The following is a 19856-nucleotide window of genomic DNA, read 5'->3' on the forward strand; positions in this document are numbered from 1 at the left end:
CAAATGGGCAGTGTTTCCGGTCGCTGCGGACCGGTGCCGTGCCCGGGAGAGGTCACTTCGAGGCAGAACTGTGATGGGCCACGACCCCGGAGGGGGTCGGGCAGGCTTCTTATCGGGCCACCGAGGTGGGCCGGGCTGGCGCCGGCCGCCCGCCACGGTCGGACAGTTCATAGGCAAGGCACCCAAAGGGGCCAGTTTTGTCATGAGTCACAACCGCAGCGAGGCGACCAACACCAACCCTGCCAGCCGGTCCCTGACCAGCCACGTAAAGACTCACAGGTTTGTCAGTCACCATCTGTTTGGGGGCTCGGCTCCGAGCGCTACCGGCCGCATGCCGCTCGGGGCCTGCCCAATGTTTCACGTGAAACGACGTGCAATCCGGATGCCAAAGTTTTGGCCTAACTCTTCGCCAGTGATCTGCAGCCGGGCGGGATATCCGCGACCAGGGCTCGCGTTGACAATCGCGGCCATCCTCATCAGAGATGGGCATCGCTGTGGATCGATCGGGGGGCCGACTCTTGTTTCGTTCGACTTAACCACGCCACTCAGATGACCATTCTCGAAGTGGGATTCGGACGATCTGGAAGTCCTGGTATCGCTGCTTGTCGATGCGGGGAACCGTGCTGCAGACGTATCCGGACTGGAGACGGTCGCACCGGCTGCGTGGCCGGAACGGTAAACATGTAGTGGCAACAGTTGCTGAGGAGTGATTGTTATGGAGACTGCGTCTCCCCCAGCATTGGCCGCGGCAGGATCATTCGCCTTAGCTGTACTCCCTTGACGGGTGATGTAGCCGAGCGGGAAGACTGGTCGGGCTCGTTGCACGCAGGCCAATCGGACTTGTGGCAGTACACGTCCCCATCCGCGCTGGGATTGGCGTGGGCGAGCGTCAACAGTCTGCGGGCTGAAGTTAGTGCATCTGCGGAGCCCCTCTATGCCTTGTCGTCAGGGGCAGTGCTGCAGGCTGCCTGTGTCCGGTAGTGAATGATCTCAGCGGCCTCCGGAAATAGTGCAGTGGTGGATATCACTGTGGATATCTTTGTGGATAACTCTGTGGGTCATCTTCGATTTCGTCCTGCCTGGACGGTGCGCTTTTTGGTGCCGTATCGACATGGAAGGCCCCGGTGGGGGCGACGTTTCACGTGGAACATAAAGGATGTCCCTGCGCGAGAGTTTCGCTGTCCAGATATTCGATCACGTCCCTTTTGACAACAACATGGCTGAATCCTTGTGTTAACAGGGATTTTCGGCGGTCTGACGGACCAAGTTTGCGAGAGTGTCGTCGCAGGCAACAACTGCTAGCTGCCCCATGATGGCCGGGCTGACGGCTTGTCGTTCCCTTCGCGACTCCGATGATTTCATCACGCTTCACGGTTTTGTGGAGGAAGTCTGTCCGCGAAACCGCCTGTGGATAACGTTGTGAATAATGACCCAAAAAAGCGCCGCAGACATCTGTCGTAGGCCACTCTCGTCGGGCCCTCTGGAGCCGGGTAGTCATCGGTAAGCAGCGCTTTGTCGGGCCGTTGCGTGCATTTTCCAGCACGTCGTTGCAGTGTTCCGCCGCTGACGTGTTCTGGGTTTGTCGATCCAATCTTGGCTGCCGCTGCCGCTGCCGCTGCCGCTGCCGCTGCCGCTGCCGCTGCCGCTGCCGGCGGAGACGGTAGCGGGGGCTCCTGGCCATAATGTGGACGGGCGGCAATAGACCCAGCGACGACGAGGAGAGTGTCGGCATGTTTGCAGGGAACGGGCACGGGAACCAGGGCGAGAGGCAAGCCATGTTTCACGTGAAACCCTGGCAGTCGTGCTCTGGCTTTGTAATTGAAACGACGCAAGTTCCGGGCGGTTGGGACTGCGGCATAGCGGGCCGACGCAACCGTCCCTTCTTGGTTCGACTGTTTATTCCTGACGGTCACCAGCCTCTCAGTAGTGGCCACCTGCCCCGTAGCGGCCACACCTCAGTGTGGCGGCATCAACGCCCGCCCGACTCGCTTGAAGAGTCGTCGTTCCGCTGCAATTGACTGCCGCGGTTTAGGACGTGCGGCTCTGTCGGTTTGAACCTGTAAGGTGCGGCGGGCAACGGCAGGGGCGGACTGTCTCTTGGTTTGCATGGTGAAGGCGGCATTGGACGGATCGACCGCGGCTGGATCCAAGACACATTGGGCGCCGACTGGCCCTACTGCCACGATCAAAAAGGAAGTCATGTTTCACGTGAAACGCTCCCGGTCAGATCTACGACTTCTGCTGCTGCATCAAAATTTGCTCCAAAAATCCGCAATGCCGGATAGCGGTGCTATATCTGTGTCTTTGCGGAGTTCGCTTGTCCCTGGCTCGATCACCTCATGCTGGTCATCGGTGGCCACATTTCCCGCTGAACTCTGCCAAGCTCAGATCGCCAGTTCCGGGAGCCATGTTTCACGTGGAACGCTTTCCTTGGGTCTGACTTCTCCAGAGGTTGATCTGCCGAGTCAAGTTATTTGCCGTCTGTGGAGAATTAAGCGCGGCCTGAGTGCGTTCTGTCACCAAATTTAAGTTGCATCATCCAAAAAACGAAGCCACAGTTCGATTTATTGAGCGGCGTGGCGTTGCGTCGGGCAGGAAACTGCTGCGGGCGGAGGCTGCCTTCGCGACCATTAGACCATTGCGCGTCAACGGCTTACTTGTCCACCGGAAGCACAATATTCAAAGGGTCCGCTCGGAATCGGAACGCAGTGCGCTCAGTGGGGCGCGATGTTTCACGTGAAACCGCCGGGACCGTCCACGGCGTCGCCGTTCAATATACTGTTCTGGCGATGAATCCGGAATGCGTTGTGCTGGCAGTGTTGGCCTCTGGCCTTCGTTGTTCTCGGTATGGTACCCAGATCTCGGATGGGATCGGGCCTTCGGCCCCATAAGAACATAACGGAACGTTTCACGTGAAACATCCTTTATCAGCATGGCCTGCCGTGAACTGCCCCGGCAGCGTTATTGTCCTGGGGATCGAAGAACCGCTACCCCGAAATGATACACAGCGGGCAAACTGAGCGCCGCAGGGATCTGATCGGCCACTCCGGAGCCGTCAGGACGATTTTACAGGGATAAACAACCGTAAAAGTTTGGATATCACTATACGCGCGGAGTGGACTGGCGCGCCTGCACCCGGGGCAGCCCTCTGCATCCTCCCCTGCCACAGGAATTCCACCCCAGGTCCCACTGCAAGGGCCATCTACAACGAACGGTGGCCCCCGCTTCGAAGAAGCAGGGGCCACCGTTTCAAACCGGGGTCAGGCTGCGTTGGCGATCTCTAGGACCGGCCGCCGCTAGGACAGTACGTCGGCGAATTCCTTTTCGAAGTACTGCTTGGGCCTGGCGCCAATCACCGTGTTCTTGACCTCGCCGCCGAGGAACAGGTAGACGGCCGGGATGGAAGTGATGCCGTACTTGGCGGCGATCGCCGGGTTGTCATCGACGTTGACCTTGACGACGTTTACCTTGTCGCTGTACTCAACGGAGATTTCGTCGAGGATGGGGCCGAGTTTGCGGCAGGGGCCGCACCATTCGGCCCAGAAATCCACGATGACCGGCTTATCGGCAGCCAATACATCGGTGCTGAAGCTTGCGTCCGTTACGTCTTTTGCGTTGCTCATAATCCGCTCTCTCTCTTTCTTCGATGGGTTGGCTTGCGCCGATTAGGCGTGAATATCCGCAAGGTAGTGCTCGACGTCGAGTGCGGCCACGCACCCGGAACCCGAGGCGGTGATGGCCTGGCGGTAGGTCGGGTCGATGACGTCGCCAGCAGCAAAGACGCCCTTGACGCTGGTCTTGGACGTCCTGCCGTCCACGGCGATGGTTCCCTCCGGCGTAAGGTCCAGGATGCCCTTGACGAGCTCCGTACGGGGATCGTTGCCGATGGCTACGAACACGCCGGTGACGGCCAGGTCAGACTCGGTGCCGTCGAGCAGATTCTTCAGGCGCAGGCCGGTGACTTTCTCCTGGCCGAGGACATCTTCGACGCCGGTGTTCCACACAAAACTGATCTTTTCGTGGGCAAGTGCGCGGTCAGCCATGATTTTCGACGCCCTCAGGGTATCGCGGCGGTGCACGACGGTGACAGATTTGGCGAATTTGGTAAGGAACAGCGCCTCTTCCATGGCAGAATCGCCGCCACCAATCACGGCGATGTCCTGGTCCTTGAAGAAGAAACCATCGCAGGTTGCGCACCAGCTGACGCCGTGGCCGGAGAGCCGCTTTTCGTTCGGCAGGCCAAGTTCCCGGTAAGCGGATCCGGTGGAAAGGATGACGGCCCGCGCACGGAAGGTCTCCCCCGTGGCGATCGTGACCGTCTTGATATCGCGGGCGAGATCCAGTTCGGTGACATCCTCAAACTGAATTTCCGTGCCAAACCTGGCGGCCTGCTTTTCGAAGTTCTCCATCAAGTCCGGTCCCATGATGCCTTCCGGGAATCCCGGGTAATTCTCGACGTCGGTGGTGTTCATCAGTTCACCGCCGGCGGTTACCGATCCGGCCAGCATCAGCGGCTTCAGGTTGGCGCGCGCGGTATACACGGCAGCGGTGTAGCCGGCCGGACCGGAGCCGACGATGATGACATCACGTACGTCAGACGCGGTGTTTTCTGCGTTGCTCACTGGGCGGTGAACCTCTTCCTTTTTCGATGCGCCCGCCTCGATGGCCGGCCACATGGCACAACTAGCACTGGGGCTTGAATATTCCGGTCGGATACAGCGTCACGGCATGGCGCCACCATTCAGGGTACCGGTTAACCGGGCACGGCCCCCCGGGGAAGCGTGCTTGCGTTACAAGCCCGTCACTGCACTTTGATCTCGGCCAGACGAAGCCCGAAGCCGTAGCGGGTCTTGGGAGCTGCCAGCTTGGGCAGCGTTTTAATGGACACAATCACATACTGGGCAGTGACGGGTTCCTGGAGGGGGATCTTCAGTTCCGGCGACGTGAAGCTGTTGCTGCCGACCTGTTTGGCCCCGTCCAAGGACGGTTTGCTGTTGGTAAAGACGCTGATACTTCCACCGGAGGCACCGAGCTGGCTCAAGGTCACGGAGGAGACCTTGGACGTATCCTTGAGCTTCACGACGAGCGGAACCTCACTGGCAAGACCACCCCAGTTATCCGTAGCGAACTCCATGTCGGACCAGTAGCTGGCCCCGTTTCCGTCGAAGGTTTTCGACAGATCGCCGTCGTACGTGGCGGCGAAATCAAAATTTCCCAGCCGCGTGACTCCGTCGATAGCGGGCGGTCCCGCCGGTGCTGCGGTGGCGCTCGGTGATGCAGAGTCCTGAGTCGCTTCCGGTGTCGGCGTGTCAGCGGTGGAGGTCGGAACCGGATTGGACTGGGGGGTGCTCCGGAAGAGACTGCCCAGATTCGCGACGGCGAAAACGAGCCCGACCACCAGGACGGCGGCCAGCAAACCGCCGACGAGCCACCGCATGGACCGGGGCTCACGCGGGTCCTCGTCGGCCTCACCCTCATCGTCGCGGAACTCATCGTCCGCGGAAGACTGGGCGGTCCGGGCCGAGGCAGGGAAATTGACCGGGGCACGGTCCTCCGTGTCCAGCCCGCCGGGCACGGCCGCAGCTGAAGCGGTTGCCGGGACGTGTCCGGGCTGGGTCACCTGCTCACCCTCGCCGGTATCGACGTCGGCATAATCCTCAGCCGACCACAAAGAAACCTTGGGCTTCGCAGCCTCTGACACCGGCGCCGCTTCGGTGGACGGCGACTCAGGGCGTCGGGCCGTCCCGTTCTGGACCGGCTGGGGCGCCGTAGCGTGAGCGGTTGCATCCTGCGCTGCCGTGCCCGCACCCTGGGGTTCGATTCCCTGGGGTTTGGCGGCTCCGCCGGCCGGGCTGCCGGCTGGGGCCTTTTTCGCAGCCCCGTTAGCTGCAGCGCCCGAAGCAGCGGCCGCGGCTGCGGCCCCCGCGGCCCCCGCGGCGCCGGCGGTGGCTTCAGCGCGGGATGCGGGCGGCTTCGGCGGCACACCGGCCGGCCGGTCGGCACGGGCTGGGACCGGACGTGCGTCAGGTTTCGAGACAGGAGCCGGCCGGGGGGCTCCTGCCGGCCGGGCCTGCCCGTAGTCGATGTAGCCGGCTTCTACATCCTCGTCGTCGTAGAGGCCATCGTAAGTTTCGGGTTCGCTGGAGCGCGGCTGCCCGAAGATCTCGCTGCCGAGGGTGTCGGTGAAGAACGGCTCCACGTAGGGCGGGTTGGGCGGGACCACCAGATCCAGCAGATCGGCCGCCGACGTGTGGTTCGTGATCAGGTAGGTGGAAGTGTCGCTGACATGCAGGTCCAGGATCTGCACGCTGCCGGGCCGTTCACCCGTGGCGACTTCACGTGCACTGCGCGCCACTTGGTCTGCGTTGCCGGGACCGGCGACGAGGATGCTCACGGCACGGTTCAGTACCTGGTCCACACCGTCCAGCACCAGATCTTGGTCATGCGAGGTCAGTACGGCGGCAATGACCTTGTAGCGGCCGCCAAGTACTGATCCGACATCGATCGGGTGGGACACGGGCTCCTCCTAGACTGTCAGGAAATTGCCGGCCATGATCACTGCATGAGTGATCGCGCGTCCCCCGGAAAGCCGGTGAACCGCTGGTCTGCAACTCCCTTGTTAGCTTTCGATCCTAGCCGATTCAGTGTCTGCGCGGCGGGAGCGAGGCTGGCTGTGACCGCGCCTTCGTCACTTTTTCTTCTTTTTCCGGCCAAACGGAAAAGAAGGATTGTGGCCGGCCGGGCCCTGATAGGTTCTGCGGCCGGGTAGGGGAATCCCACTGCGCCCCGGACCGCCCTGGGCAGTCGAAGGAAGGTCTTCATCCGGCAGGTAGCCGCCTGGCGGTCCTGATGGGCGCCCGTAGAAGGAATCGCCGACGTCGGGACCTGCTCGGAAGGACGCTGAATCGAACTCCCCCGATATCCGCGGAATTAAGCCGGTATCTACAGATACGGTGGCCCGTTCCGGTGCCGTTCGGGCCACGGCGGCACCTGCGGTGGGCGTCTCCGCGGGGGCCGCGGCCGGGCCCCGCCCGAGCCTGCCCAGGAGCGGCTGCAGAAGATCCCGGAGTTCGGTCACGCGGAACAGCTTCAACAGGAGCAGATAAATGGCGAGCATCACGGGTCCGACGACGGCGATCGTCACCAGGGCGGCGATGCGGCTGCTCCAGGCGAATCCGTCCGCGGTGTAGCTGCCCAGCAGCCACAGGGCCAGGGCCCCTGCGAGGGCCGATCCCACAGCGGCATAGCCCATGCGGATGTAGGAGCTCATGACGCGCGGACCGTCCAGGTGTCCGAGGAGGCGCCGCAGGAAGATGGCGCTGACCAGTACCGAAAGGATGTTTCCGCCGGTGTACAGGATGGCGATGGCGAAAATGATCTGATCGAAGGGCAGGAACTGGATGGCGAAGGCGGACACCAGATTGACCAGGGCGAGGACCAGTTGGATAAAGAAGGGGGTTTTGGCGTCCTCGTTGGCGTAAAACACCCGGGACATCATGAAGTTGGCGCTCATGAACGGTGTGCTCAGCGCAAGGATCGTCAGCGTCTGGGCGAGCATGGCGCCGTCCTGCCGGTCTCCGCCGGAGAAGAACATACCCAGCGGCCCGGCGAGGGCAAAAAGCGCCAGTGCCCCGAAGACCGTGGCGACAGCCATGGTCCGCAAACCGTGGGACAGGGCGTTCCGGAGTTCGGCGTGGTTTCCGTCCTGCGAGGCCCGGGTCATCCGGTTGAACAGCACCGTGGCAAGCGAGAGCGCAATGATGGAGTGCGGCAGCAGATAGAGCTGGCTGGCGACTTCGAGTACCGCATTGCCCGGCAGCGTCTCCGCGGCCGGGTCACCGGAACGTTCCAGTCGGAGGCGCTCCGCGCCCGGGATGGTGGCGATGCGCATGACGTATAGGAACGCGAGCTGCCCGACGGCGGCGGTAGCCAGCGTCCAGACGCTCAGCCTGGCCGCCTGTCCCAGCCCGACACCGCGCCAGCCAAAGCGTGGCCGGAGACCGAGCCGGAGCCGGAATACCGGGATCAGCAGGATGGCGGTCTGGCTGATGACGCCGATGGTAGAGACTCCGGCCACCAGGAAAGTCTGGAAAGGTCCCCAGTTGTCCAGGGTGTGCGGGTTGGCAACATTCGCGCCCAGAATCGCGATGAACATGCCGAGCCCGGCGATTGCCACGATGTTGTTCAGGATCGGAGCCCACATGGCGGGTCCGAACGCGCCGTTGGCGTTCAGGACCTGGGTGAGCAGGGCATAGAGGCCGTAGAAGAAGATTTGCGGGAGGCACCAGAACGCAAAGGAGACTGCGAGCGATTTCTGCTGCGGCGAGTAGCCCTGGGTTGTGAGTTCGATGATCCACGGTGCCAACAGGGTCACCAGCAGGGTCAGCGTCAGCAGTACGAGTACGGCCAGCGTGAGGAGCCGGCTGATGTAGTCCGCTCCGCGGTCCGGGCCCTTGCTGGCTTTGATGATCTGCGGTACCAGGACGGCATTAAAAACACCGCCCGCCACCAGCAGGAAGATCAGGTTCGGCAGGTTGTTGGCGTTGATGAAGGTGTCGGTGACCGTTGACCCGAGGCCAAGCGCGGCACCGAGCATCCAGGTCTTGCCGAAGCCCAGAAAACGCGAGACCAGTGTTCCGGCCGCCATGATGGCGCTGGAGCGGGCTTCACCTGAGTGGACGGCCTTGGCTTCGGACGGGCCGGGGCCGGGGCTGGAACCAGGGCTGGCGGGAGTGGGATCGGCGGAAGACATCGTCTTCATAATCTCACCCAGGCACGGGTTCGTGCTTCACCCTCGCGCGAACGCGTCGGCGTGAGCGGCTCCCGGGGTCCCGTGGGCGGGTCCGGGAGCCCGTCAGCAGTCTTCGGGAAGGACTTCCCTCGCGAGGTCGGCAATGCGCCTCTCGTTCGGGAAGGAAAGCTTGCGGGCCAGTTCGCGGATGGGCACCCAGGCGACGTCGACGGCTTCCTGGTCCGGGTCATTTTCGATTGTGAGTTCGCCGCCGGTGGCCTGCAGGAGAAAGTGGTGGACCGTCTTGTGGACCCGGTGCCCGCTGACGGTGAACCAGTAGTCGATGCTTCCCAGCGGCGCCAGGATCTTGCCGTCGATGCCGGTTTCTTCGGCGATTTCACGGACGGCAGCTTCCTCATTGCTCTCCTGGCCCTCCGGATGGCCTTTCGGCAGGCACCATTCCAGGCGGCCACCGCGGTTGATGCGGGCAATGATCGCCACCCGGAGATCGGTGTCGGAGGTATCGACCACAACACCACCGGCGGAGACCTCTTCCACTGTCGGCAGGGAGGCGTGCCCCGTGTGCTGGGCGGGCGCGACGTTAGCACCGATTGCCGAGGGCAACGGTGCGTTCGTCCTCCTGCCGGGAGCGCTCGGTACGGGATGGGCCATGAAGTCCACTCTAACGACTCTTCCCGGGAGTTGATGACCTGAACATGGCCGGAAAGTGGACCGTCGGAAAAGTGGATTGCCGGTGCGGGCATCTCCGGTCTGCGTTCCACTCCGGTCGATCCCGGGATTCACGAGGCTTTCGGTGTGGTGCTGGCCGGGTTTTCTGACAAGCTTAAGAAACTATGGCGCACGCACATCACAAGATTGACACCCACACCGTTGATTTCCAGGTGGACCCGGTGGTTCTGGAGCTTGGTCGGCGGTTCGTCGACGCGGGCCACGAGCTGTCCCTGGTCGGCGGACCGGTGCGCGACCTCTTCCTGGGCCGGGCTTCCCCCGATTTGGACTTCACCACGGACGCCGCACCGGATCAGACGGTGAAATTGATTAAGAAGTGGGCGGACAACTACTGGGAGATCGGGCGCGCCTTCGGCACCATCGGAATGCGCAAAGCCGGCTTCCAGATCGAGATCACCACGTACCGCGCCGATGCCTATGACCCCGAATCGCGCAAACCGGTCGTGGCTTTTGGGAGTTCGCTGACGGATGATCTGCTCCGGCGGGACTTCACCATCAACGCCATGGCCCTGCGTCTGCCGACGCTGGAGCTGGTGGACCCGTTCGGCGGCGTCCGCGATCTCCATGACTCCGTCCTCGCAACGCCGGGACCGCCCGAAACATCCTTCTCCGACGATCCGCTGCGCATGATGCGCGCCGCCCGGTTCGCGGCCCAGCTGGGTGTCAGCCTGCGCGAGGATGTCCGCGAGGCGATGACCCGGATGGCTGAGCGGATCACGATCATCTCGGCCGAACGGGTGCGGGACGAACTGGTCAAGCTCATCTGCGCCGCCCACCCCCGGGTCGGCGTGGATTTGCTGGTGGACACCGGACTGGCGGAGTTTGTCCTGCCCGAGGTCTCCGCCCTCCGGCTGGAATCCGATGAGCATCACCGCCACAAGGACGTCTACCAGCATTCCCTGCAGGTGCTGGAGCAGGCCGCGGCCCTCGAGACCGGTGCTGACGGGTCCGTCCCCGGGCCGGACTTCGTGCTCCGGTTCGCGGCCCTCATGCACGACATCGGCAAACCGGCTACCCGCCGTTTCGAACCGGGCGGAGCCGTGAGTTTCCGGCACCACGACATGGTCGGCTCCAAGCTCACCTCGAAGCGGATGAAGACCCTGCGTTTCGACAACGACACGACCAAGGCGGTTGCCCGGCTCGTGGAGCTGCACATGCGCTTCTACGGCTACGGTGAAGCCGGCTGGAGCGACTCTGCCGTCCGCCGCTATGTCACCGACGCCGGCCCCCTCCTGGAACGGCTGCACCGGCTCACCCGGTCCGACGTGACCACCAGGAACCAGCGCAAGGCCGACCGCCTGTCCTTCGCCTACGACGATCTAGAGGCCCGGATCGCAGCAATCCGCGAGCAGGAATCCCTCGAGGCGGTGCGCCCGGACTTGGACGGCGGACAGATCATGGCACTGCTCGGGCTCACGCCGGGACCTGTGGTCGGCCGGGCCTACAAGTTCCTGTTGGAGGAGCGGATGGAGCACGGTCCGCTCGACCCGGCGGACGCCGAGTCCAAACTGCGCGCATGGTGGGCGGCGCAGCCCGAGGCGGCCACCCCCGCCGGCAGCCCGGCCCCGCCCGCAACCATTGCCCCCGCCGGATCCTCCGGCGTCGCCCTTTCCACCACCGAGGAGTCCTAAGTGATCACCCCCTTCAACGGTTCCCGTCCGCAACTGTGGATCCTGCGGCATGGCGAAACCGAATGGTCCAAGAGCGGGCAGTACACCGGGCTCACGGACATGCCGCTTACGGTTGAAGGTGAGCAGCAGGCCGTCGAGGCCCGGAAAGCGCTCGAAGCCGTCGACTTCGATCTCGTCCTGACCTCTCCCCTGCGGCGCGCACGGCGCACCGCGGAACTCGCGGGCTATCCTGACGCCGTCCAGGAACCGCTGGCGGTGGAATGGGACTATGGCGACTACGAAGGCATCAGCTCCGACCTGATCCGTAAGGACAACCCGGAATACCTGATCTGGACCCACGGTGTACCGAACGGCGAAGCACTCGACGACGTCGCCGCCCGCGCGGACAAGATTGTGGCCCGCGTGCTCGAATCCGGACTGGACAACGTCCTGATCGTCGCCCACGGACATTTCTCCCGGATTCTGACCGCCCGCTGGCTTGGACTGGACCCGCACGAGGGCCGGCACTTCGTGCTGGGGACGGCAAAGGTTTGCACCCTGGGGTGGGACAAGAAGACGCCGGCAATCGTCCGCTGGGGCCTCTAGGACGTCTTCCTCAGGCAACAGCCGCCTGGCACGTTGCCTCGGTACGTGGCCGGCACTTCGCCGGGCAGGCCAGAGGTGTCCGCCCGGTATGCTCAGGAGCATGCAGGAGACAAAGCCGGTGGAGCGCCGGGAACGGGCTCGACTTGTCATCCCGAGCCGCAGCGACCTGCTGCTGCGTAACTTCACGGAGCTGATCGGCGGTCCGATGGGCCGGCGCTCGGCCCCCGGAGTCATCGCGCCGGGCTTCTTTACCGTGGACCGGGTGCTGGTGCTGCTGACCGTCCTGGCGGCGCTGGCGGGAATCCTGGTCAAGAACCATTGCCGCGTCAACGGCTGGGACTCCCCCGGCCAGTTCTACGCCACGTGTTATTCGGACTTCCCGGAGCTGTTTCGCAACCGCGGACTGGGCTATGGCGCCTTCCCGTTCGTCACGCCGGGCAAGTTTTTTGAGTACCCGGTGCTGATGGGCTTCATTGCCGGGGCCACCGCCCTGCTGGTGCCCGGATCCGGGGTGGACGACTCCCGCATTCTGGCCTACTTCGACATCAATGCCACCCTGATCGCGGCGGTATGGATTGTCACGGTCCTGATCACGGCCCGGATGACGAGCCGGCGGCCCTGGGATGCGGCCATGGTGGCCCTCGCCCCCGGTATCGTCCTGGCCGGCGTGATCAACTGGGACATGTGGGCCGTGGGCCTGCTGGCCGTCGGCATGTACTTCTTTTCCCGCAACAAGCTCGTACTCGCCGGCATCTTTATCGGTCTCGGCACGGCTACGAAGCTTTACCCGCTCCTGATCCTCGGCGCCATCGTGCTGCTGGCCTTGCGGACAGGACGCATCCGGGGGTTCCTGGTGACGTCCGGCGCCGCAGTGGCTGCCTGGCTGGCGGTCAATGTTCCGGTGGCCATGCTGAACCCGGAAGGCTGGAAATACTTCTACCAGTTCACGGAGGACCGGCCGGCCGGCTACAGCTCGCCGTGGTTTGCCTACAACCTCGTGGCCGGGCGGGTGGGCTGGCAACCACTGCAGGCCGAAGCCATCAACGCCCTGGCACTGGACCTCTTTGTGCTCGCCTGCATTTTGATTGCGGTGCTCGCGCTCACGGCTCCCCGGCGCCCCCGCCTTGCGCAACTGGTGTTCCTGATCGTGGCAGCCTTTATCCTCACCAACAAGGTGTACTCGCCGCAGTTTGTCCTGTGGCTGATTCCCCTCGTCGCCCTCGCCCGGCCCCGCTGGCGGGATTTCCTGGTCTGGCAGGCCGTCGAGGGCCTGCACTGGGCCGCTATCTGGCTGTACCTGGGACAGGCCACCAGCGGCGGAGTGGCCCAGCACAACATTGACATGCCCTATTACGTCCTCGCCGTGGTCGGCCACATGGTCGCCACGGCGTACCTGATGGCCCGGGTGGTCTGGGATATCTGGGATCCCGGGTATGACGTTATCCGCCGCCACGGCATGGACGATCCCCACGGGGGCCCGTTCGACGGCGCCCCGGACCGATTGCGTCTGGATCTCCGGCAGCCGGCAGCTTCTGTCCTGCCCTGGCGCAAGGAACGCACCAATGCCTGACGTCGCCGTCGTCGGTGCCGGACCGAACGGACTTGCTGCCGCGGTGATCATGGCACGGGCAGGACTCAGCGTCCACGTCTACGAGGCGGCGCCGACACCAGGCGGCGGATTGCGAACTCTGGAACTGATCGAGCCCGGTCATGTTTACGATGTCTGCTCCGCGGTGCATCCTATGGTGCTGGCCTCGCCGTTCTTCCGGCAGTTCGAGTTGGCCCGTCGTATCCGGCTGGAGATTCCGGACATATCCTACGGTTCTCCGCTCGACGGCGGCCGTGCCGCGCTTGCCTATCGTTCGCTTGACCGGACCGCCGACGGACTGGGGCGCGACGGCGGAGCGTACCGGCGGCTGATGGCCCCCCTCGTGCGCCGGGTCGAAGGCATCACGGCGCTGACGCTCAACCAGTTGCTGAGGATCCCGGATGACCCCCTGGCCGCTGCCGTGTTCGGCTTCAGGACGCTGGAACAAGGCTCGCCGCTGTGGGGGCTGAGGTTCCGCGAAGAGCTCGCACCGGCCCTGCTCACGGGCGCTGCCGCGCATGCGGTATCGCCACTCCCGGCACTGGCGGCGGCCGGCGCCGGCCTGATGCTTGGCACGCTCGGGCATGTAGGCGGCTGGCCTATCCCCGTTGGCGGCTCTGCCGCGATTGCGGCGGCAATGGTTGCCGATATCCGCGCCCACGGCGGCGTGGTGGAAACCGGCACCCGCATCGGTTCGCTGGCGGAACTTCCGCCGGTCCGGGCGACGCTGCTCGACGTGGCCCCGCCCGGTCTGCTGCGGCTGGCGGCGGGACAGTTGCCATCGCGCTACCGGCGCACACTGGAGTCCTACCGCTTCGGGAACGCCGCCTGCAAGGTCGACTTCATTCTGTCCGGACCGGTGCCGTGGACGGCCCCGGAACTGGCCGACGCCGGCACCGTCCATGTCGGCGGGACGCGGGCCGAGACTGCCGAGGCTGAACATCTTGTGGCCACCGGCCGCCACCCCGAACGGCCCTATGTGCTGGTCTCGCAGCCGTCGCGCTTCGATGCCGGCCGCGCCCCGTCAGGACGGCATATCCTCTGGTCCTACTGCCACGTTCCGGCCGGATCCACCGTGGACATGGGCGAGGCAGTGATCGCGCAACTGGAACGGTTCGCCCCCGGTTTCCGGGACCTGGTGGTGAGTTTCAAGGTAACGACGGCGGCCGGGCTGGCGGAGTACAACGAGAACTATGTAGGCGGGGATTTCAGTGCCGGTCTGATGGATCTCCGCGGCATCCTGCAGCGGCCGGTACTCAGCCCCGTCCCCTGGCGCACGCCCGTGCCCGGCGTGTATCTGTGCTCCTCGTCCACTCCGCCCGGCCCCGGAGTTACAGGCATGCCGGGCCTGCACGCGGCAAAGAATGCCCTGAAAGACATATTCGGGCTGCCGCTCCCCGGCCTCGGCTGGCAGGCTTAAAAGCGGGATCCTGGCGGCCTCCGCCGGACGGCAGCAGGGGACCAAAACCGTACGACACCGACGTCGTCGGGGTGCGGTGCATAATGGCGCCATGGGGAAATCACAAAAACCTGCACTGGCACTCGTCTGTCTCTTGCTCGGCGTATCCCTGGTGGGATGCGACGACGGCCGTGCCGGCGCCGAGAACGCGGCGAAGCAACTTGCCTCTGCCATCGAGGCGCTGGACGTCGGATCCGTTGCCTTCGAGGGCAAGGACTCCGGAGCCGCCAATGAACAGCTCAAGGCTGTCTTCAAGGACCTGGAACCCGCCCGGCCATCGGTTGACGCCGGTGAGGTGAGACTGGAATCGGACCTCGCCACTGTCCCGCTCGACTACAGCTGGAAAATCGGCACCGGAGAGTGGAAGTACACGACCAGCGCCCAGTTGAAGAAAAGCGGGGACAAGTGGTTGACGGTGTGGAACCCCGCCACCTTGGCGCCCGGGCTGACCGAGGACGAGATCATTGGCGCCTCCACGCAGGCGCCGGCGCGGGCGGACATCCTCGGCGCAGGCGACGTTCCTCTGGTCACCTCACGGCTCGTCGTGAACGTGGGAATCGATAAGTCCCTGCTGAGCCCGGAGGACGTGGGGTCATCGGCCACGGCTCTTGCCCTCCTCGTCGGCGCCGACCCTGCGGCGTACGCCCAGCAGGTGCAGGCAGCCGGCGCTGAAGCCTTCATTACGGCCATCGTCCTGCGCCAGGACGGCCGGACCGTCACCGAGGGACAGATCGCGGCGATTCCTGGTGCCCGGGCCATCCCGGATTCAATGCCCCTCGCGCCGACCAGGACCTTCGCTCGCGCCCTGCTGGGCTCGGTCAGCGAAGCCAGCGCCGAACAGATCGAGGGATCCGGCGGCGCGTTGAAGCCCGGGGACAGCACCGGAACGGGCGGTCTGCAACAGCGCTACGACGCTCAACTGCGCGGCACCGACGGGGTTGAGGTCTTTGCCGAGACGCCGGGCCTGACGGTGGAAGAACGGGAAGCGCTGCCGAACGGTCCGCGCCGGCTCCTGTTTCAGGTGCCGGCCAGGGCGGGGACGCCGCTGAAGACGACCCTGGACCCGTCCCTGCAGTTACTGGCGGAGGGCGTTCTGGCCAAGATCGGACCCGCTTCGGCGATTGTGGCGCTCCGGCCCTCCACCGGGGCAGTGCTCGCTGCTGCATCCGGGCCCGGCAGCAACGGGTACGACACCGCATTGCTGGGCCAGTATGCCCCCGGTTCCATCTTTAAGATCGTGGATTCCCTGGCGATGATCCGCAATGGCATGACCCCTGATTCCATGGTGGACTGCCCGCCGACCCTTACCGTGGACGGCAGGACTTTCAAAAACGCGGAGGGTTACCCCGCATCCTCACTGGGGTCCGTGATCCTGCGCGATGCCTTCGCCCACTCTTGCAATACGGCCTTCATTAACGCCCGGGAAACAGTCGGCCAGCCCCAGTTGGAGTCCGCTGCCACCGCCCTGGGCATCGCGGTCCCGGCCCCCTCGCTGGGTGCTGCCGCCTTCCTCGGCTCCGTCCCGGGCACCGCCACTGGCACCGAACATGCAGCATCCATGATCGGCCAGGGCAAGGTACTGCTGTCCCCGCTGGCCGCTGCGGTTATGGCCGGCTCCGTCGCCAAGGGGGACGTCCTTTCGCCACAGCTGGTACTGAATCCGGATGCCGGTGTTGAAGCTCCGGCGCGCGGTTCGTCCGCGACGGCCTCCGTGCCAGCTGCGCCGCAAACCGCCACACCGTCGGGTTCTCCGACCGAAACAGGCGCCACGCCAACCTCGTCCGCGGACGCTCCGGCCACTGCCGCCGGGCCGCCCGTCACGGCGGCGGAAGCGGCAGCGCTGGCGGACATGATGCGTGCTGTCGTGACCTCAGGACATGCCGGCTTCCTGGCATCCGTCCCCGGCGCGCCGGTGGGCGCAAAGACCGGAACCGCGGAATTCGGCACGGACAATCCGCCCAAAACCCACGCCTGGATCGTGGCCGTTCACGGCGACCTGGCCGTCGCCGTGTTCGTGGAAGACGGCGGCTTTGGCGCCACCACCTCGGGTCCCCTGCTGGCAGAGTTCCTCACCGCGGCCGGCTGACGGCGGACCCTCCCGCACGTTTTGCAGGGCTGCGGCGGACCCTTCTGCGAGCTGAGGGAACTGCCGTCCTTCCCATGCGTCAGTAGGAAGAACACCTAGGCTGCGAAACCATCCGCAATGTCCAGAACCTCGTCCAGGATTGAGAGCCCGGCCCGGGCGTCCGCCACCAGGGTGTTGCAGGGCGGGACCACATGGATGCGGTTGAAGTTGGCGAACGGCAGGAGCCCTCGTGACTTGCAGGCCGCCACGAGCTGGTTCATTTCCGGGCTTGAGGTGCCATAGGCAGCCATCGGCTCGCGTGTCCCACGGTTCTTGACCAGCTCGATGGCCCAAAAGACCCCTGTTCCGCGCACCTCGCCGACAGAGGGGTGCCTGTCCGCGAAGCCGGAAAGCGCCGGGCCGATCACGGTTTCCCCGAGGAAGGCCGCGTGCTGCACGGTCTGTTCGTGCTCCATGGCTTTAATGGTGGCCACCGCGGCCGCGGTCGCCAGCGGGTGGCCCGAGTAGGTCAGGCCGCCCGGGTAGACACGCTGGCCGAATGTCGCCGCGATTTCGGGGCTGATGGCCACGCCACCGAGCGGAACGTAGCCTGAATTCACGCCTTTGGCGAACGTCAGCAGGTCCGGGACGACGTCGAAGTGCTCGACGGCGAACCACTTGCCCGTGCGGCCGAAGCCTGACATGACCTCGTCACAGATTAGGACGATGCCGTATCTGGTGCAGAGGTCCCTTACGCCCTGGAGATAGCCGGGCGGGGGCAGGTAGATGCCGGCTGTCCCCGGAATCGATTCGAGAATCAGCGCCGCGATGGTGGACGGACCCTCGAAACCGACCAGTTGCTCCAAGTGTTCGAGCGCCCGCTGACTTTCCTCCTCCTGCGTTGTGGAGTGGAACGCGGTGCGGTACAGGTACGGTGGAAAGAAGTGGATGGTCCCGGTGCTGGCATTGTCACTGGCCCAACGGCGCGGATCCCCGGTAAGGTTCACGGCCAGCTGGGTGCCGCCATGGTACGAGCGGTAAGCCGAGAGGACCTTATGGCGGCCGGTGTGGAGCCGGGCCATGCGGACCGCGTGTTCATTGGCATCCGCTCCGCCGTTGGTGAAGAAGATTTTGTCCAGTTCCCCCGGTGTCCGCTCCGCGATCAATCGGGCTGCCTCGGAGCGGGCGTCATTGACATAGCCCGGAGCGATGGTGCACAACTTTGCGGCCTGGGCTGCGATCGCGGACACGACGGCGGGGTGCTGGTGGCCGATGTTCGTGTTGACCAGCTGGGACGAGAAGTCCAGATACCTGTTCCCCTCCCCGTCCCATACATGGGAGCCCTCGGCCGCGATGATGACCATGGGGTCCAGGAGATCCTGGGCGGACCACGAGTGGAAGACATGCTTGCGGTCCAGTTCGTACGCCCGGCGGGCGCCTTCCGAATCGTGCTGGAGCGGCTGAATGCCGCTGTCAATAGTGGAGGTCACGTCGAGTCCCTTTCTGGTGGGGCGCCGGTTAGGCGTTCTGGGGGAAGCCGAGGTTGATGCCGCCGTGGCTGGGATCCAGCCAACGGGAGGTCACAGCCTTGCCCCTCGTGAAGAATCCGACGCCCTCCGTGCCGTGGGCGTGGGTGTCGCCGAACAGTGAATTCTTCCAGCCGCCGAAGGAGTAATAGGCCATGGGGACCGGCACAGGGACGTTGATGCCGACCATGCCTACTTCGACCTCGTTCTCGAAGCGGCGGGCCGCGCCGCCGTCGTTCGTGAAAATGGCGGTGCCGTTGCCGTAGGGGTTGGTGTTGATCAGCTCCAGCGCCTGCTCGTAGCTCTCAACCCGCACCACGGAGAGTACGGGTCCGAAAATCTCGTCCTGGTAGATGGACATGTCCGGAGTGACGTTGTCGAAGAGCGTCGGGCCGACGAAAAAGCCGTCACCTTCCGCGTCGGCGGCGACGTCGCGCCCGTCGACCACCAGCGTGGCACCGGAGACCTCCCCGGCGTCGACGTAGCCCGCGACCTTGTCGCGGTGAACGGCCGTTACAAGCGGGCCCATGTCGCAGCCGCGCAGGGCCGTCGCCGGTGCGGAGCGACCGTGTGCGCTCCGCGATTTTCGCCACGAGCTCATCCGCTATGCCGCCTACCGCGAGGAGCGCCGAGATGGCCATGCAACGCTCGCCCGCCGAGCCGAATCCGGCGTTGACCGCGGCGTCGGCCGCGAGGTCCAGGTCGGCGTCGGGCAAAACAATCATGTGGTTCTTGGCGCCGCCGAGGGCCTGCACGCGCTTCCCGTTGGCGGTTGCGGTCTGGTAGACGTATTTCGCGATCGGCGTGGATCCGACGAAGGAGACGGCCTTGATATCGGGGTGCGTGAGCAGGGCGTCGACGGCCACCTTGTCGCCGTGCAAAACATTGAAAACACCGTCCGGCAATCCGGCTTCCTTCCAGAGTTCGGCCATCCAGTTGGTGGCCGTTGGGTCCTTCTCGCTGGGCTTGATGACGACGGTGTTGCCGGCGGCGATGGCGAGTGGAAAGAACCACATGGGCACCATGGCCGGGAAATTGAATGGGCTGATGATCCCGACCGGCCCAAGAGCCTGCCGGATGGAGTGGACATCCACGTTGGTGGATGCGTTCTCCGTGTAGCTGCCCTTGAGCAGGTGCGGGATGCCGCAGGCGAACTCGACGACTTCCTGCCCCCGGGTCACTTCTCCGAGGGCGTCGTCCAAAACCTTGCCGTGCTCGGATGTGATGATGGCGGCGAGCTCGCCCTTGCGGGCATTGAGCAGTTCGCGAAAGGCGAAGAGCACCTGGGTGCGGCGGGCAATGGAGGTGTCCCGCCAGGCGGGGAACGCGGCCCTGGCCGCCGCGACTGCGGCCTCGCTCTCTTCCTGGCTGGCCAGGGAAACCTGGCCGGTGACCTTACCCGTCGCGGGGTTTGTCACGGGGGCCGTCCGGCTGCCGGCCGGAACGTAGCTGCCATTGATCCAGTGCTCGATGGTGTTCACGTAATTCTCCTCATGCGGGATGGGTTCTCTCTTGCGTCCA

At 64.6% G+C, this 19856-nt stretch carries 13 protein-coding genes; 5 read left to right on the forward strand and 8 right to left on the reverse strand.

Annotated elements, in window-relative coordinates; all coding sequences use genetic code 11:
* Positions 1–3296: 3296 nt before the first annotated feature.
* From trxA to KY499_RS11990, 5 genes are all read right to left on the reverse strand, one after another.
* The gene (gene trxA, locus KY499_RS11970; RefSeq protein WP_219885471.1) at positions 3297–3623 is read right to left on the reverse strand and encodes a thioredoxin; all 327 of its coding nucleotides are present in this window, start codon (positions 3621–3623) and stop codon (positions 3297–3299) included.
* 42 nt (positions 3624–3665) lie between these two features.
* Entirely contained in the window at positions 3666–4622 is a 957-nt protein-coding gene (gene trxB / locus KY499_RS11975; protein ID WP_123256186.1) for a thioredoxin-disulfide reductase, read from the reverse strand.
* A gap of 179 nt (positions 4623–4801) precedes the next feature.
* Complete coding sequence (locus KY499_RS11980) at positions 4802–6517, reverse strand: ABC transporter substrate-binding protein (RefSeq protein WP_219885472.1); 1716 nt, start codon at positions 6515–6517, stop codon at positions 4802–4804.
* Positions 6518–6688: 171 nt separating this feature from the next.
* The gene (gene murJ / locus KY499_RS11985; RefSeq protein WP_258190739.1) at positions 6689–8752 is read right to left on the reverse strand and encodes a murein biosynthesis integral membrane protein MurJ; all 2064 of its coding nucleotides are present in this window, start codon (positions 8750–8752) and stop codon (positions 6689–6691) included.
* 102 nt (positions 8753–8854) lie between these two features.
* The gene (locus KY499_RS11990) at positions 8855–9403 is read right to left on the reverse strand and encodes an NUDIX hydrolase (protein ID WP_375141089.1); all 549 of its coding nucleotides are present in this window, start codon (positions 9401–9403) and stop codon (positions 8855–8857) included.
* A gap of 182 nt (positions 9404–9585) precedes the next feature.
* Between KY499_RS11990 and KY499_RS11995 the strand changes: the two genes are divergently transcribed.
* From KY499_RS11995 to KY499_RS12015, 5 genes are all read left to right on the forward strand, one after another.
* Positions 9586–11112, forward strand: a complete 1527-nt coding sequence (locus KY499_RS11995) for a CCA tRNA nucleotidyltransferase (RefSeq protein ID WP_219885473.1) — start codon at positions 9586–9588, stop codon at positions 11110–11112.
* A complete protein-coding gene (locus KY499_RS12000) occupies positions 11113–11697 on the forward strand; it encodes a histidine phosphatase family protein (protein ID WP_219885474.1) in 585 nt (194 codons plus the stop codon).
* A 100-nt stretch (positions 11698–11797) separates the two neighbouring features.
* On the forward strand, positions 11798–13267 hold the full coding sequence (locus KY499_RS12005; RefSeq protein ID WP_219885475.1) for a glycosyltransferase family 87 protein: 1470 nt from the start codon (positions 11798–11800) through the stop codon (positions 13265–13267).
* Positions 13260–14705 carry an NAD(P)/FAD-dependent oxidoreductase gene (locus KY499_RS12010; protein WP_219885476.1) on the forward strand — a complete coding sequence of 482 codons (1446 nt, stop codon included), beginning with the start codon at positions 13260–13262 and terminating at the stop codon, positions 14703–14705. The genes KY499_RS12005 and KY499_RS12010 overlap by 8 nt, the downstream gene beginning before the upstream one ends.
* Positions 14706–14796: 91 nt before the next feature.
* Positions 14797–16830: a penicillin-binding transpeptidase domain-containing protein gene (locus KY499_RS12015; RefSeq protein WP_219885477.1), complete on the forward strand. Its 2034-nt coding sequence runs from the start codon at positions 14797–14799 to the stop codon at positions 16828–16830.
* A 95-nt stretch (positions 16831–16925) separates the two neighbouring features.
* On the opposite strand, the gene KY499_RS12020 is transcribed toward KY499_RS12015, so the two are convergent.
* The 3 genes from KY499_RS12020 to KY499_RS18275 are packed head-to-tail and all read right to left on the reverse strand — an operon-like array spanning position 16926 to position 19816.
* Positions 16926–18299 carry an aspartate aminotransferase family protein gene (locus tag KY499_RS12020; protein WP_219885478.1) on the reverse strand — a complete coding sequence of 458 codons (1374 nt, stop codon included), beginning with the start codon at positions 18297–18299 and terminating at the stop codon, positions 16926–16928.
* 28 nt (positions 18300–18327) lie between these two features.
* Positions 18328–18783, reverse strand: coding sequence for an aldehyde dehydrogenase family protein (locus tag KY499_RS18270; RefSeq protein ID WP_375141090.1), 456 nt, complete (start codon positions 18781–18783; stop codon positions 18328–18330).
* Positions 18743–19816: an aldehyde dehydrogenase family protein gene (locus tag KY499_RS18275; RefSeq protein ID WP_375141091.1), complete on the reverse strand. Its 1074-nt coding sequence runs from the start codon at positions 19814–19816 to the stop codon at positions 18743–18745. Before KY499_RS18275 ends, KY499_RS18270 begins: the two co-directional genes overlap by 41 nt.
* Between the last annotated feature and the right edge of the window lie 40 nt (positions 19817–19856).

The sequence above is a fragment of the Arthrobacter sp. PAMC25284 genome (assembly GCF_019443425.1).
Classification (GTDB): domain Bacteria; phylum Actinomycetota; class Actinomycetes; order Actinomycetales; family Micrococcaceae; genus Arthrobacter; species Arthrobacter oryzae_A.